The following is a 14,152-nucleotide window of genomic DNA, read 5'->3' as shown; positions in this document are numbered from 1 at the left end:
GCGGTGTGCATGAAGGAGCGGTTCTCACATTGTGGTTGGACCGAATCCAGGGGGAAGGTCAAACGTACGCAATGGCCTAATTCATCGTGCATTGAGTGCTCAGTAACATGCCCGCACGCATTGCAGACAATGCGGTAGTGAGTGCCATCTATCAGGTGAAGAGCAAACGACGCCCAGGAAGGCCCATTAGGGGCCCTTGTCTCTGTGGCACCGCAGGGGCACATCATCACCCAGCGACCGCTGGGGTCTGGTATCATCGTGATATCGTCCATGGCTGAAGCCTCCTGTTTCATTAGAGGATAGGGATCAAAGCTGGGCGGGGATGTAGGCCAACGCTGACAGTCGCCGTAGGGATGGGATGACCAGCGCCGGAGACAGCGCAGTGACGACATAGTGTCTACAGGGCGATGCCACAGCTAGCCGATATGCGGGGATGAAGCGCTGTAAGCCCATGATTCTGTTGACAGTAAGCTCTAACCTGCTGAATCAGCAGAATCTTGTAATCAGCAGGTCCCGGGTTCGACTCCTGGTGCCGGCAGCATCGCGGGGTCGGGAATCAAAGCGTTGCAGAGAAGAAGAGGCCGCCTATCGAGGCGGTTTTTTGTGTCTGTATATCAGGTATCCACAGCCGGGTTCTGCAGAGTAGGTCCTGTGTATAACCACGAACGGTCACCGGGAGACTACAGCCTAAAGTGGCGCCTCAGGTGGGCGAGAACGTGCTTGTTATCCGGGTCGTCGACCTCGATCAGCAGTCGGGTGGCGAAGGGCGGCTTCTCTTTCAGCACGACATAGAGCCCGTAGCGAGGATCTCGCTGATTGCGGGGAATGACCCCGATCACGTCGAAGGCCTCGGGATCGATGCCATCGAGGTCTTCTACCGAGATATACCTCTCGGAGGCTGGATTCGGCATGGGCAGCGCTTCTTTTCTTGTAAGCTAATGAAATAATAGATGGCATCTATGTAAAAAGCGTCGCTGATTGCAGCTGTCTTGTGCGGGACACGACGGAGCAAGTGCAACGGTAACATCCGAGGCTGTGGCGGTTAACTCCTTGATCAGCTTGATAATACGACAGCATTTCTCGGGAAAATGTTCGCGAAAAGTCGGGCGTCTCGAGAATGAGTCCCTCCCGGTAGGGGCATGGTTTTTTATCAGTCTATCTGGGCCATTGCTGAGGAGTTGTCCCGAGAAAAGGCCTGATCATGAGCTAGGAAAAAGGTGGGATTGGCCGCCTATGTCGCTGGCTTACGGCAGGCTGGCGGCACCCGCCGATGGATGGCAGGCCCCTGATTTCCCCACCTTCCCCCATGAAGTTTGTGTGGCTACAGGTCCAGGCGGCGTCGCAGCTCCGAGAGGGCGAATAGGCAATCGGGATCGTCCACCTCGACCAGCAAGCGGCTGGCGTAGGGGGACTCCTCCTTCAGCACGATATAGATCCCCGCGCGAGGATCGTGCTTGTGGCGGGGGATCGCCCCGATGACATCGAAGGCGCGATGATCCAGCGCCTCGAGATCCTCAGCTGACATTCGCGTATCGACAGCCGGTCTGTGCATGAGCTATCTCTCATGTTGATTGTAACTTATAGATACAATAGTTTATTTTGTGTAACAATAACTGGGTGTTTGAGCTAATGCTAATCCTGCTTAACTTTTTTGCCGCGGACAAAAAAAGCCCACCTGGTGTTGGTGGGCAACATGCTCACCCATGGGGTGAAGTGAGCATTACTCGCCATGGATCGTGCCGAAGCGTGCACGCTTCTGGATGTCTCGCAACTTCTCGCGCTCTCTCTGCTTCCCGTTGGGAGCGAATCAACAGGACGTCCCGTCATCGAGGAATAACGTTCACGCGCCCCGCAGGGCGTGCGAAGGGGTCAACCACCCCCTGACTCGTCATGTAATGAACACCATCCAGGCTTCCTCAGCGTAGGCATAGTTCGGCGCCATTGTCAGGATTTCTTCTCATTCACCGCCATGACCCGCAACAAGCGGGCTCACCCGTGGGACCAGGCCCGGGCGTCGGAAGCAAGCAGGCGATCTCGGCAGGGCGGCGTCAGCATTCGCCGGTGACGCGGCGCTCGGCACTGGGCGCATGGCCCATGCGCCGGCGAAAGGCCCGGGAGAAGCTCGAGACTTCGGCGAAGCCCAGGTCGAGGGCGATCTCGCCCACGGGCCGCCGGGTATGACGCAGCCAGTGGCGGGCCCACTGCAGGCGTCGGTTCATCACGTATTGCTGGGGAGAGACACCGAACTGCCGCTGGCAGAGCAGGTGCAGCTGGCTCTGGCCGAGGTGCAGGGCGTCGGCGAGGGTGGCGTTGTCCGGCGGGCTGGCCAGGCGCTCGTCGATGAAGGCATCGAGGGCCGCGGCGCACAGGCGACCAGGTCTGAGCGCCTCGCCTGCGCCTTGAGCGAGCAGTTGACTGCATTGGCTGACGAACAGCACGGCCAGCTGTTGGTTGATCAGGGCGCGCTGCTCAGGCGTATGGGCCAGCTTCAGCTGGCCGGTGGCGAACTCCACCATCGGCAGCAGGGTGGGGGGCAGGCTGAGCGCCCTTGGTGCGGCGAACAGCGACTCGCGCAGGTCCAGGGAACAGCTCTTCTCCAGCGAGGCCAGGCAGGGGTCGTCGGTGTCGAGGTCGATCACCAGCACCTCGCTGTCTTCCCCGCGGCCCAGGTAGCTATGCGGTTCGCGGGTGGGGAGGATCGCCGCCTGGCCGAGCACCAGTCGTTCGCTCCCCCGGCTGAACTCGTAGTCCATGGCGCCGCGCCAGCCGAGCATCAACTGGGGGTGGTCGTGGCAATGCTCGCCTGAGCGGCGGGCGATGCGGTTGCAGCGGGCCTGGGTGAGTGACATGGCGTTCCCCTCGGGGCCGCGATGATTGCGTAGCCTGAAACAACGCTTGCGGAGACAGGGTCAAGAGCCCGTGGCGGGCCCCTCTATAGACTGGCCTTGGACACAGTTGAAAAGAGGTTGACATGTATCTCGACGCCGAACAAGTCACCGCCAGCCTGCCCTGGGGGGCCCTGGTGGATGCGTTGGACGACATCTTCACCCGCACCGTGCATTCGCCGGTGCGCCACCACCATCACCTGAGCGTACCGGGCGATCCGGACGCCACCCTGCTGCTGATGCCGGCCTGGATCGAGGGCCAGTACCTGGGGGTCAAGCAGGTCAATGTCTTTCCCGGCAACAACGACCGCGGCATGCCTGGCCTCAGCGGCCACTACCTGCTGAGCTGCGCGCGTACCGGCCACCACCTGGCCCAGTTCGAGGCCAACGAGCTGACCGCGCGTCGCACCGCCGCGGCCTCCGCCCTGGCCGGCCGCTACCTGGCCCGCGAGGACGCCCGCGAGCTGCTGATGGTCGGCGCCGGGCGCATGGGACGCCGGCTGATCCCGGCGCACCAAGCCATCCGGCCCATCGAGCGGGTGCGCATCTGGGACATTCGCGAGGCCTCGGCCCAGGCCCTGGCGAAAGAGCTTCGCGACGAGGGGATCGATGCCGAGGCGGTACCGGCGGATGGCCTGGCCGATGCCGCCGGCCGGGCCGACATCATCAGCTGCGCCACCCTGAGTCGCGAGCCGCTGATTCGGGGCGAGTGGCTGACGCCCGGCACCCACCTGGACCTGGTCGGCAGCTTCACGCCCTTCATGCGCGAGGCCGATGACGAGGTGATGCGCCGCGGGGCGATCTTCGTCGATACCCGCGAGGGGGCGTTCAGCGAGACCGGCGACCTGATCGATCCGCTGAAGACCGGGGTCATCGAGGAAGCCGATATCCTGGCCGACTTCCCCGACCTGTGCGCCAAGCGCCATGCCGGGCGCAGCGCGCTCGAGGATCCCGAACGGGCCATCACGGTGTTCAAGTCGGTGGGCGCCTCCGTTGAGGATCTCGCCGCCGCCATCCTGGCCTACGAGCGCTGTACCGCACAGCCCTGAGCCCTCGTCATCGACCAGCCCTGGGAGCAGGGCTGGCGACCCTCGCTGCGTCCCTCGACTCCTGACACAACGACAACAGGGTGGGGTCATACCCCGCCCGGGAGTGTTAAGCAAGATGAAAGACCACTCAGTCCCTGACATCCCTGTACCGAGCCTGCCGTTGGCCTTGATCCCCATCGTGCTGACCATCGGCCTGCTCGGCGTGCAGATCTTCTACTACGACGACTTCACCCCGCATATCCCGCTGGCCATCGGCTTCGGCATCACCGCCCTGGTCGGTTGGCTGCAGGGCTACCGCTGGAAGGACATCGAGGCCGGTGCCTTCAAGGTGTTGCACGTGGCGATGCCCTCCATCGGTACCCTGATCATCGTCGGCATGCTGGTGGGCACCTGGATCGCCAGCGGCACCGTGCCGATGCTGATCTACCTGGGCCTGGAATTGATCGACCCGAGCTGGTTCCTGGCGGCCGCCATGCTGATGTGCTCGATGGTATCGCTGTCCATTGGCTCCTCCTGGACCACCGTCGGCACCGTGGGCCTGGCGCTGATCGGCATCGGCGACGCCTTCGGCGTGCCCATCTACTGGACCGCCGGTGCCGTCGTCTCCGGGGCCTTCTTCGGCGACAAGATCTCGCCGCTGTCGGACACCACCAACCTGACGCCGGCGGTGACCGAGACCAACATCTTCGACCATATCCGCTACATGCTGCCCACCACCGTTCCCGCCATGCTGATCGCCCTGGCGGTCTACCTGGTGGTAGGGGGGGCCGAGGGCGCCGGCGGCGATTCCCTCGAGCGGATCGAGTTGATCAAGCAGGGACTGGCCGACAACTTCGCGATGGGCGTCTGGCAACTGCTGCCGCTGGTGGTGGTCATCGGCCTGGCCTTCTTCAAGGTGGCGCCGATCCCGGCCCTGTTCACCGGGGTGATGCTGGGGGGCGGCGTGGCCATCCTCACCCAGGGCGCGACCCTCCACGATGCCCTGACCTTTGCCCACAGCGGCTTCACCATCGAGACCGGCACCGCGACATTGGACAGCCTGCTCAACCGCGGCGGCGTCACCTCGATGACCTGGGTGGTGACCCTGATGATGTTCGCCCTGGCCTTCGGCGGTGCCCTGGAGCGCACCCGCTGCCTGGAGGCCATCGTCGATACCATCATGAAGCGCCTCAAGGGCTTCCGGGGGCTGCAGACCAGCGCCATCATGACCTCCATCGCCACCAACGTGGTGTCCGGCGACGTCTACCTGTCCATCGCCTTGCCGGGGCGCATGTACAAGCCCGCCTACGACGAGCTCGGCTACTCGCGGCTCAACCTGGCCCGAGCCATCGAGGAGGGCGGTACCCTGGTCTCGCCGCTGGTGCCCTGGAACGCGGGCGGCGCCTTCGTGATGGGCGCGCTGGGGCTGACCGTGACCGCCGGCGACTTCAGCCAGCTGCTGTATATCCCGCTGGCCTTCGCCTGCTGGCTGTCGCCGCTGATCGGCATCCTCTATGCCCAACTGGGCTGGTTCTCCCGGCGGGCCGAGCCCGAGGCACCGGTTGGTGCGGCCGTGGCGGAGGACCTGGCATGAGCCAGGCCGCTTACCCCCGCCGGATCGCGGTGGTCGGCGCCGGCGTGGTGGGCATGACCACCGCGCTGGCCCTGCAGCGCCAGGGGCATGCGGTCAGCGTGCTGGACCCCAAGAGGCCAGGGGAGGGCGCCTCCTACGGCAACGCCGGCTTCCTGGCCACCGAGCTGATCGATCCCTTGTCGACGCCGGCCACCCTGCGCAAGGCGCCACGGCTTTGGCTCGACCCCCACGGGGCCCTGGCCCTGCCCCTTCGCTACCTGCCGCAGCTGGCGCCCTGGCTGGTGCGCTTCGTCGCCGCCGCCCGTCCCTCCCGGGTAGCGAAAGGGCGCCAGGCACTGGCAGCCCTGAACGGGGCCGCGGTGGCCGCCTGGCGGCGCTGCCTGGCCGATATCGGCGCCGGGGAGGAACTGCTGCCCTCGGGCTACCTGCTGGTCTGGGAGTCCGACCGAGGCCGGGCCGCGGCCAAGGCGCAGATGGCCCACCTGCGGCGCTGGGGCATCGAGGTGGAATGGCTCGAGGCGGCGGCGCTGCGCAAGCGCGAACCGGGGCTGACGGGCGAACTGAGCCACGGACTCTACTTCCCCGGCGCCCACCAGGTGCGCGACCCCTATGCCCTGGTGCGGCGCCTGGCCGCGGCCTTCGAGGCCCGCGGCGGGGTGATCCGTCAGACGAAGGTGGAGCGCCTCGAGCCCCGTGGCGAAGGCGTGTGCCTTCACACCGACGCGGGGGAGTGGGAGGCGGACCAGGCAGTGATCGCCGCGGGGGCCTGGAGCCACCAATTGGCGGCCGGACTCGGCCTGTCGATCCCGCTGGAGACCGAGCGCGGCTATCACCTCACGCTGCCCCAGCGGGGGCAGGCACTGCGACACCCGGTGGGCTCGGCGGAGCGGCGCTTCGTGATGACGCCGATGAGTTGTGGCCTGCGGGTGGTCGGCTTCACCGAGCTCGGTGGCCTGTCGCTGGCGCCGGTCAAGCGCCGCTACGCCTCCCTGCGCCATCATGCCGAGGCGCTGCTGCGCGACCCCGCCGGCCTCGATGATGGCGCCGAGGAGTGGATGGGCTTCCGCCCGACGCTGCCCGATTCGCTGCCGGTGATCGATACCCATCCGGACTACCCGGCGGTGCACTTCGCCTTCGGCCACCAGCACCTGGGACTCACCCAGGCGGCGATCACCGCGGAGCTTCTGGCCGCGCGACTGGCGGGGCAAGCCCCGGCCCTGGACCTCGCCCCCTACCGCGTGACCCGCTTTTCGGGGCATCGGGGACGGCGTGAGCAGACCGGCCGCTGCCCGGCCTAGCGCCGCTGCCGCCAGGTCCCCGGGGGCCACCGTTTATCGCGTGAGCGAAGTGGGTGGGGGCAACCCCGGCCTGGGCGCCTACGCTAGATGAATGACTTTCGACAACGACGACGGCATCCGAGATCACATCGACGAGGCGATGCGCGTCGCTAGGGGGATCCTGCATGAACGAAGCCAACCTTCAGCCGCAAGGCGACGTGAGCGAGTCGCGGGCACGCATCCGCGCCAACTACGCGGCCGACGAGGCAGCGGTGCTGCATGGGCTCGTCGACCAGATCAAGCTGTCGGAGGATGACCGCCGCAAGGTCGCCGAGGCCGGCGCCCACTATGTGGCACGGGTGCGCAAGGAAACGTCGCCGTCGATGATGGAGGCGTTCCTGGCCGAATACGGGCTCTCGACCGCCGAGGGCGTCGGCCTGATGTGCCTGGCCGAGGCGCTGCTGCGCGTGCCCGACGCGGAAACCATCGACGATCTGATCCACGACAAGATCGAGCCGTCCGACTGGGGCGCGCATCTGGGCAAGTCCTCGTCGTCGATGGTCAACGCCTCGACCTGGGCGCTGATGCTCACCGGCAAGGTGCTGGAAGAGGACCCCAAGGGGCCGGTGCGGGCGCTGCGCGGCCTGGTGCGGCGAATGGGCGAACCGGTGGTGCGCACCGCGGTCGGCCAGTCGATGAGGATCCTCGGCCGCCAGTTCGTGCTCGGCCAGACCATCGAGGAGGGCATGAAGAATGCCCGCGCCCTCGAGAAGCAGGGCTACACCTATTCCTACGACATGCTGGGCGAGGCGGCGCGGACCGACGACGATGCGCTGCGCTATTACGAGGCCTACGCCAAGGCGATCGCCGCCATCGCCAGGCAGGCCAAGGGCGACGTGCGCGGCAGCCCCGGGATCTCGGTGAAGCTCTCGGCGCTGCATCCGCGCTATGAGACCACCCACCGCGAGACGGTGATGGCCGACCTCGTGCCCCGCGCGCTGGAGCTGGTCAAGCAGGCGGCCAAGGCCAATATCGGCTTCAACATCGACGCCGAGGAGCAGGACCGGCTGGATCTGTCGCTCGACGTGATCGAGGCGCTGCTGGCCGACCCCGCCCTCGCCGGCTGGGATGGCTTCGGGGTCGTGGTGCAGGCCTATGGGCGTCGCGCCGCCCCGGTGATCGAGGCGCTCTACGAGCTGGCCGAGCGGCTCGACCGCAAGATCATGGTGCGACTGGTGAAGGGCGCCTACTGGGACACCGAGATCAAGCTGGCCCAGGAGATGGGCGTCGAGACCTTCCCGGTGTTCACCCGCAAGGTCAACACCGACGTCAGCTACATGGCCTGCGCGCAGCTGCTGCTCGACCGGCGCGACCGCATCTATCCACAGTTCGCCACCCACAACGCCCATACCTGCGCCGCCATCGTCGCCATGGCCGGCGACGACAAGGACAGCTACGAGTTCCAGCGCCTGCACGGCATGGGCGAGTCGCTGCACCACATCGTGAAGGAGTCGGAGGGGACCCATTGCCGGATCTACGCCCCGGTCGGCGCGCACCGTGACCTGCTGGCCTACCTGGTGCGCCGCCTGCTGGAGAACGGCGCCAACTCCTCGTTCGTCAACCAGGTGGTCGACGAGTCGATCCCCCCCAGCGAGGTCTCGAAGGACCCGGTGGCCGAGATGCAGCGCCTGGGCGATGCCATCGCCAGCCCGTCGATTCGCCGGCCCGGCGAGCTCTTCGCCCCCGAACGCAAGAACTCCCGCGGCTACCGGATCAACGAACCCGCCTCGATCCTGCCGCTGCTGGCGGCGCGCGAGGCCTTCGCCGACACCACCTGGATGGCCGCGCCGATGCTGGCCGGCAGTCCGGCACCGCAGGGCCCGGCGCGCGATGCGCTGTCACCCGCCGACGGTTCGCGGGTGGTCGGCCAGGTGCATGAGGCGACGCCGGACGAGGTGGCGGCCGCCCTCGACGCCGCCGAGGACGGCTTCAAGGACTGGTCGGCGCGCCCGGTGGCCGAGCGGGCCGAGGTGCTGCGTCGGGTCGCCGACCTCTACGAGGAGCACATGGCCGAGCTGACGGTGATCGCCACCCGCGAGGCCGGCAAGATGATCCTCGATGGCATCGCCGAGGTGCGCGAGGCGGTGGACTTCCTGCGCTTCTACGCCTGCGAGGGCGAGCGGCTGGAGGCGGAAGCGCCGGGCAACGCCCGCGGCATCTTCGTCTGCATCAGCCCGTGGAACTTTCCGCTGGCCATCTTCACCGGCCAGATCGCGGCGGCGCTGGCGGCCGGCAACGCGGTGCTCGCCAAGCCCGCCGAGCAGACGCCGCTGATCGCCGCCCGGGCCGTCGAGCTGATGCGCGAGGCCGGCCTGCCCGAGGCGGCGCTGCAGTTGCTGCCCGGCGACGGCCCCACGGTGGGCGGGCCGCTGACCGGCGATCCGCGGATCGCCGGCGTCTGCTTCACCGGCTCGACCGAAGTGGCGCAGATCATCCACAAGGCGCTGGCGCAGAATGCGGGGCCGGAGGCGGTGCTGATCGCCGAGACCGGCGGGCTGAATGCCATGATCGTGGACTCGACGGCGCTGACCGAGCAGGCGGTGCGCGACATCCTGATCTCGTCCTTCCAGTCGGCCGGCCAGCGCTGCTCGGCGCTGCGCATGCTGTATGTCCAGGAAGAGGCGCGCGAGCGGCTGCTGACGATGCTCGACGGCGCCATGGATGCGCTCAGCATCGGCGATCCCTGGAACACCGATACCGACGTCTCGCCGGTGATCGACGCCGAGGCCCAGGCCGATATCGGCGCCTATGTGGCGGCCCAGGACAAGGCCGGCAAGGTGCTCAAGACGTTGCCCGCCCCGGACGCCGGCACCTTCGTCACCCCGGCCGTGGTCGAGGTGGGGGGCATCGACGATCTCGAGCGCGAGATCTTCGGTCCGGTGCTGCACGTGGCCACCTTCAAGGCGCGCGACATCGACGGCGTGGTCGACGAGATCAACGCCAAGGGCTACGGGCTGACCTTCGGCCTGCACACCCGCATCGACGACCGCGTGCAGCAGATCGTCGAGCGTATCCATGTCGGCAACATCTACGTCAACCGCAACCAGATCGGCGCCATCGTCGGCTCCCAGCCCTTCGGCGGCGAGGGCCTGTCGGGCACCGGGCCGAAGGCCGGCGGCCCACTCTACGTCAACCGCTTCCGCCGCACCGCCGCCGTCGAGCACCTCGAGGCGCCCCGGGGCGAGGTCGTGCCTCTCGCCGACCTCCAGGCAGCGCTCGACCGGCTGGATCCGCGCAACTGGGCGGCGCGGCCCGATCGGGTCGAGGTGCTGCGCAAGGCGCTCTCCGGCAAGCGCGGGGTGATCCGCAAGGCGCTCGCCGAGACCGCGGCCCTGGACATGACGCCGCAGACGCTGCCGGGGCCGACGGGGGAAAGCAACCGGCTGTCGCTGTATCCGAAGGGCCCGGTGCTGTGCCTGGGGCCGACCCTCGATATCGCGATCGCCCAGGCCGCGCAGGCGCTCGGCGCGGGCTGTGCGGCGCTGATCGTCGCTCCCGGTGCGGACGGGGACGTGCGCTCGTTGAGCGAGGCCGGGGCGCCGGTCGCCGCCTTCGACGGCACCGTCGCGGCCGAGGCGCTCACCGCCCTGAAGGGCATCGCGGCCGTGGCCGCCGCCGGTGCCGCTGCCGGCGACTGGACCCGCGAGCTGCGTCTCGCGCTCGCCGAGCGCGACGGGCCCATCGTGTCGCTGGAGACCCAGGCCATCGCGCCGGCGCGCTACGTGGTGGAGCGCCACCTGTGCATCGACACCACCGCCGCGGGGGGCAACGCCAGCCTGCTGGCGACGGCCGAATAGGCGCGGGGGCCCGATGGCGGCGCCGACGCCGGATCGCGTCGGCGCCGCCATTTGTGCATTGGCGTGCGCCTTGCGATGATCGGCCGGTGACTGGCCAACCGGAGTGGGGCGACCCGTGGACAAGTTCGAGAGAAAGCTGGACCAGGCGGCCCGGGCCGCCTGGCTGTCCTATGTGGGCGGTCACACCCAGGACGAGATCGCCAGCCAACTTGGGGTGTCGCGTCCCGGCGTGCAGCGCCTGCTGGCCCTGGCGCGCCAGGAGGGCCTGGTCAAGGTGCATATTGACCACCCCATCGCCAATTGCATGGCGCTCTCCGAGGCGATCGGCGAGCGGTACGGGCTGGAGTTCTGCGACGTGGTGCCCTCCGATCCCCAGGGCGCGCCCGACGGCAGTACCCGCTACCTGGCGGTGGCCGCGGCCGAGCGACTGTCCTGGTACCTGGACCGCAGCGAGCCGCTGACCCTGTCGCTGGGTACCGGCCGTGCCGTGCGCGGCATGGTCGAGGCGCTGAGCCGCATCGACCGCCCGCAGCATCGCGTCGTCTCGCTGGTCGGCAACGTCGCCCGGGATGGCTCCTCCAACCGCTACGACGGCGTCATGGTGCTGGCCGACAAGACCGGCGGCGAGCGCTTCCTGCTGCCGGCCCCGGTGGTGGCGGGCTCGGTGGAGGAGAGCGAGGCCCTGTGCGGGCAGCGGCTCTACCAGTCGGTGGCCGAGGTCGCCCGCGAGGCCGAGGTGGCCTTCATCGGGGTGGGGCGCATCGACCGCCAGGCGACGCTCTTCCAGGACCACTTCATCAGCGAGGCCGAGCTCGACGAGCTGCTGGAGCGCGAGGCGGTGGGCGAACTGCTCGGCTGGCCGCTGAGCCAGGACGGCGAGGTCATCGACTGCTCCATCACCCGGCGGGTGACCAGTCTGCCGCTGACCATCTTCCGTGATCGCCCCCTTGTGGCGCTGGGCGGCGGGCGTGACAAGGGACCGGCGCTGCTCGCTGCGTTGCGCGGCGGCTGGCTCAAGGGCCTGGTCACCGACGAACACGCGGCGCGCTACATCGTCGAGGCGGAGCTCTGATCCGGTCTTGACGGCACAGGCGCTGCGGCCAAAGTCTTAGCGCCTAAAGTCTAACGCTGTGGCTTTGCTTTTTTTGGGGTCGTGATCGATCATTTGTTCGTGCTCTGATTTAAATGATCAAAAAGCCGAATCAAGCGTCGACAACAACACAAGACTTCCCCAAAGGAGCCAACCATGAAGCTCTCTCGTGTGCTCCCGCTGGCCGGTATCGCGGCCGTGGGCGCCAGCGCGGCCCAGGCGGAAACGATCACCGTGGCCACCGTCAACAACAACGACATGGTGATCATGCAGGGCCTGACCGAGGCCTTCGAGCAGGCCCACCCGGACATCACCCTGGACTGGGTGGTGCTCGAGGAGAACGTGCTGCGCCAGCGCCTGACCACCGACATCGCCACCGGCGGTGGCCAGTTCGACGTCATGACCATCGGCACCTACGAGGTGCCCATCTGGGCCGAGCGCGACTGGCTGGCGCCCCTCGACAGCCTGCCCGAGGACTACCGGGTCGACGACCTGCTGCAGTCGGTCCGCGACGGCCTGAGCGAGGACGGCACCCTGCATGCGCTGCCCTTCTATGCCGAGAGCTCGATGATGTACTACCGCCGGGACCTCTTCAGTGATGCCGGCATCGAGGTGCCCGAGCAGCCCACCTGGCAGCAGGTGCGCGACTGGGCCGAGCAACTCCATGCCCCCGACGAGCAGACCTACGGCATCTGCCTGCGCGGCAAGCCGGGCTGGGGCGAGAACATGGCCCTCGTCTCGACCATGATCAACACCTTCGGTGGGCGCTGGTTCGACATGGACTGGAACCCGCAGATCGACTCGCCGGCCTGGCAGGAGGCGATCGGCTTCTACGTCGACCTGCTGGGCAACTATGGCCCGCCCGGCGCCAGCTCCAACGGCTTCAACGAGAACCTGGCGCTGTTCTCCCGGGGCAACTGCGCCATCTGGGTCGACGCCACCTCGGCGGCGGGCAAGCTCTACGACGCCGACGAGTCCCGGGTCGCCGACCGGCTGGGCTTCGCCCCGGCGCCGGTGGCCGAGACGCCGAAGGGCTCCCACTGGCTGTGGTCCTGGGCGCTGGCGATCCCCGCGACCTCCGATTCCCAGGACGCCGCCCGCGAGTTCATCACCTGGGCGACCTCCCGGGAGTACGTCGAGCTGGTCGGCGAGCAGGAGGGCTGGACCAGCGTGCCCCCGGGGACCCGCAAGTCCACCTACGAGAACCCCCACTACCAGGAGGCCGCGCCCTTCGCCGACTTCGTGCTCGAGGCCATCCAGGGCGCCGATCCCACCGACGCCACCCAGCAGCCGGCCCCCTATATCGGCGTGCAGTTCGTCGGCATCCCCGAGTTCCAGTCCATCGGCACCCAGGTCGGCCAGATGGTGGCCTCGGCGCTGACCGGCGAGACCTCCGTCGAGCAGGCCCTGCAGGCGGCTCAGCGCGCGACCCAGCGCACCATCGAGCGTGCCGGCTACCAGGAGTGACCCTGTCCGCCGGCCGGGGAGACCCGGCCGGTGCCCCCTTCGCGACCCTTCACGGTTACCGACATGAACAAGACCAGAACTTCCGGGCGTACCGTCGGGGGGCTTAGGTCCCTCTCGCTCCAGGCGCCCGCCGTCTCCCTGCTGTTGCTCTGGATGCTGATCCCGCTGGGCATGACCCTGTGGTTCTCCTTCCAGCGCTACAACCTGCTGATGCCCGGCATGACCGGTTTCGCCGGGCTCGAGAACTACGAGTACCTGTTCACCGACCCCGCCCTGTGGTCGGCCATGGGCACCACCCTGCTGATGGTCGGCTGGGTGCTGGCGATCACCGTGGTCGGGGGCACCCTGCTGGCGGTGCTCTTCCAGCAGGAGTTCATGGGCCAGGGCATCGCCCGGGTGCTGGCGATCTCGCCATTCTTCGTCATGCCCACGGTCAGCGCGCTGGTCTGGAAGAACATGATGATGCACCCGGCCAACGGCGTGCTGTCCTGGGTCGCCGAGCTGTTCGGGCTGCCGGCCGTGGACTGGTTCTCGTCGCTGCCGCTGACCTCGATCATCATCATCGTCGCCTGGCAGTGGCTGCCCTTCGCGCTGCTGATCCTGCTGACCGCCCTGCAGTCGCTCGACGAGGACCAGGTGGAGGCCGCCCGCATGGACGGCGCCGGGCCGATCGCCATCTTCTTCTTCATCACCCTGCCGCACCTCAAGCGGGCGATCAGCGTGGTGATCATGATCGAGATGATCTTCCTGCTGACGATCTTCGCCGAGATCTTCGTCACCACCTCCGGTGGCCCGGGGCTCGCCACCACCAACCTGGCCTACCTGATCTACATTCGCGCCCTGCTCGACTTCGACGTGGGCATGGCCTCCGCCGGCGGGGTGATCGCGATCATCCTCGCCAACATCGTCGCCATCTTCCTGGTCCGCATGGTGGCCAGGAACCTGGAAAGCTGA

The 14,152-nt window shown here is 67.6% G+C and carries 10 protein-coding genes; 7 read left to right on the top strand and 3 right to left on the bottom strand.

What is annotated here, in order from left to right:
• Positions 1 to 680: 680 nt before the first annotated feature.
• The 3 genes from QWY76_RS01280 to QWY76_RS01270 form a co-directional block, all read right to left on the bottom strand.
• Positions 681 to 911: a hypothetical protein gene (locus tag QWY76_RS01280; RefSeq protein WP_290309306.1), complete on the bottom strand. Its 231-nt coding sequence runs from the start codon at positions 909 to 911 to the stop codon at positions 681 to 683.
• A gap of 410 nt (positions 912 to 1,321) precedes the next feature.
• Positions 1,322 to 1,525: a hypothetical protein gene (locus tag QWY76_RS01275; RefSeq protein ID WP_290309305.1), complete on the bottom strand. Its 204-nt coding sequence runs from the start codon at positions 1,523 to 1,525 to the stop codon at positions 1,322 to 1,324.
• Between the two features lie 523 nt (positions 1,526 to 2,048).
• Positions 2,049 to 2,849 (bottom strand): helix-turn-helix transcriptional regulator, encoded by an 801-nt coding sequence (locus QWY76_RS01270; RefSeq protein ID WP_290309304.1) that lies wholly within the window; start codon positions 2,847 to 2,849, stop codon positions 2,049 to 2,051.
• A gap of 122 nt (positions 2,850 to 2,971) precedes the next feature.
• Here QWY76_RS01270 and lhpI point away from each other — a divergent pair, with 122 nt between their 5' ends.
• From lhpI to QWY76_RS01235, 7 genes are all read left to right on the top strand, one after another.
• Positions 2,972 to 3,934 (top strand): bifunctional Delta(1)-pyrroline-2-carboxylate/Delta(1)-piperideine-2-carboxylate reductase, encoded by a 963-nt coding sequence (gene lhpI, locus QWY76_RS01265; RefSeq protein WP_290309303.1) that lies wholly within the window; start codon positions 2,972 to 2,974, stop codon positions 3,932 to 3,934.
• A gap of 115 nt (positions 3,935 to 4,049) precedes the next feature.
• A complete protein-coding gene (gene nhaC / locus QWY76_RS01260) occupies positions 4,050 to 5,507 on the top strand; it encodes a Na+/H+ antiporter NhaC (protein ID WP_290309302.1) in 1,458 nt (485 codons plus the stop codon).
• A complete protein-coding gene (locus QWY76_RS01255) occupies positions 5,504 to 6,805 on the top strand; it encodes an NAD(P)/FAD-dependent oxidoreductase (RefSeq protein ID WP_290309301.1) in 1,302 nt (433 codons plus the stop codon). The genes nhaC and QWY76_RS01255 overlap by 4 nt, the downstream gene beginning before the upstream one ends.
• 164 nt (positions 6,806 to 6,969) lie before the next feature.
• A complete protein-coding gene (putA, locus tag QWY76_RS01250; protein ID WP_290309300.1) occupies positions 6,970 to 10,641 on the top strand; it encodes a bifunctional proline dehydrogenase/L-glutamate gamma-semialdehyde dehydrogenase PutA in 3,672 nt (1,223 codons plus the stop codon).
• 115 nt (positions 10,642 to 10,756) lie between these two features.
• Entirely contained in the window at positions 10,757 to 11,713 is a 957-nt protein-coding gene (locus QWY76_RS01245) for a sugar-binding transcriptional regulator (RefSeq protein ID WP_290309299.1), read from the top strand.
• A gap of 174 nt (positions 11,714 to 11,887) precedes the next feature.
• Positions 11,888 to 13,198: an ABC transporter substrate-binding protein gene (locus QWY76_RS01240; RefSeq protein WP_290309298.1), complete on the top strand. Its 1,311-nt coding sequence runs from the start codon at positions 11,888 to 11,890 to the stop codon at positions 13,196 to 13,198.
• Between the two features lie 63 nt (positions 13,199 to 13,261).
• Positions 13,262 to 14,152, top strand: coding sequence for a carbohydrate ABC transporter permease (locus tag QWY76_RS01235; protein ID WP_290309297.1), 891 nt, complete (start codon positions 13,262 to 13,264; stop codon positions 14,150 to 14,152).

Origin of the sequence: Halomonas maura (assembly GCF_030409305.1) — a bacterium.
Classification (GTDB): Bacteria; Pseudomonadota; Gammaproteobacteria; order Pseudomonadales; family Halomonadaceae; genus Halomonas; species Halomonas maura.
Note: the sequence above shows the minus strand (reverse complement) of the source record. Positions and strands in the feature narration are given on the sequence as shown.

Coding starts and splice junctions, on each gene's coding strand:
- QWY76_RS01280 (WP_290309306.1), bottom strand. CDS start 911: ATGCCGAATCCAGCCTCCGAGAGGTATATCTCGGTAGAAGACCTCGAT.
- QWY76_RS01275 (WP_290309305.1), bottom strand. CDS start 1,525: ATGTCAGCTGAGGATCTCGAGGCGCTGGATCATCGCGCCTTCGATGTC.
- QWY76_RS01270 (WP_290309304.1), bottom strand. CDS start 2,849: ATGTCACTCACCCAGGCCCGCTGCAACCGCATCGCCCGCCGCTCAGGC.
- lhpI (WP_290309303.1), top strand. CDS start 2,972: ATGTATCTCGACGCCGAACAAGTCACCGCCAGCCTGCCCTGGGGGGCC.
- nhaC (WP_290309302.1), top strand. CDS start 4,050: ATGAAAGACCACTCAGTCCCTGACATCCCTGTACCGAGCCTGCCGTTG.
- QWY76_RS01255 (WP_290309301.1), top strand. CDS start 5,504: ATGAGCCAGGCCGCTTACCCCCGCCGGATCGCGGTGGTCGGCGCCGGC.
- putA (WP_290309300.1), top strand. CDS start 6,970: ATGAACGAAGCCAACCTTCAGCCGCAAGGCGACGTGAGCGAGTCGCGG.
- QWY76_RS01240 (WP_290309298.1), top strand. CDS start 11,888: ATGAAGCTCTCTCGTGTGCTCCCGCTGGCCGGTATCGCGGCCGTGGGC.
- QWY76_RS01235 (WP_290309297.1), top strand. CDS start 13,262: ATGAACAAGACCAGAACTTCCGGGCGTACCGTCGGGGGGCTTAGGTCC.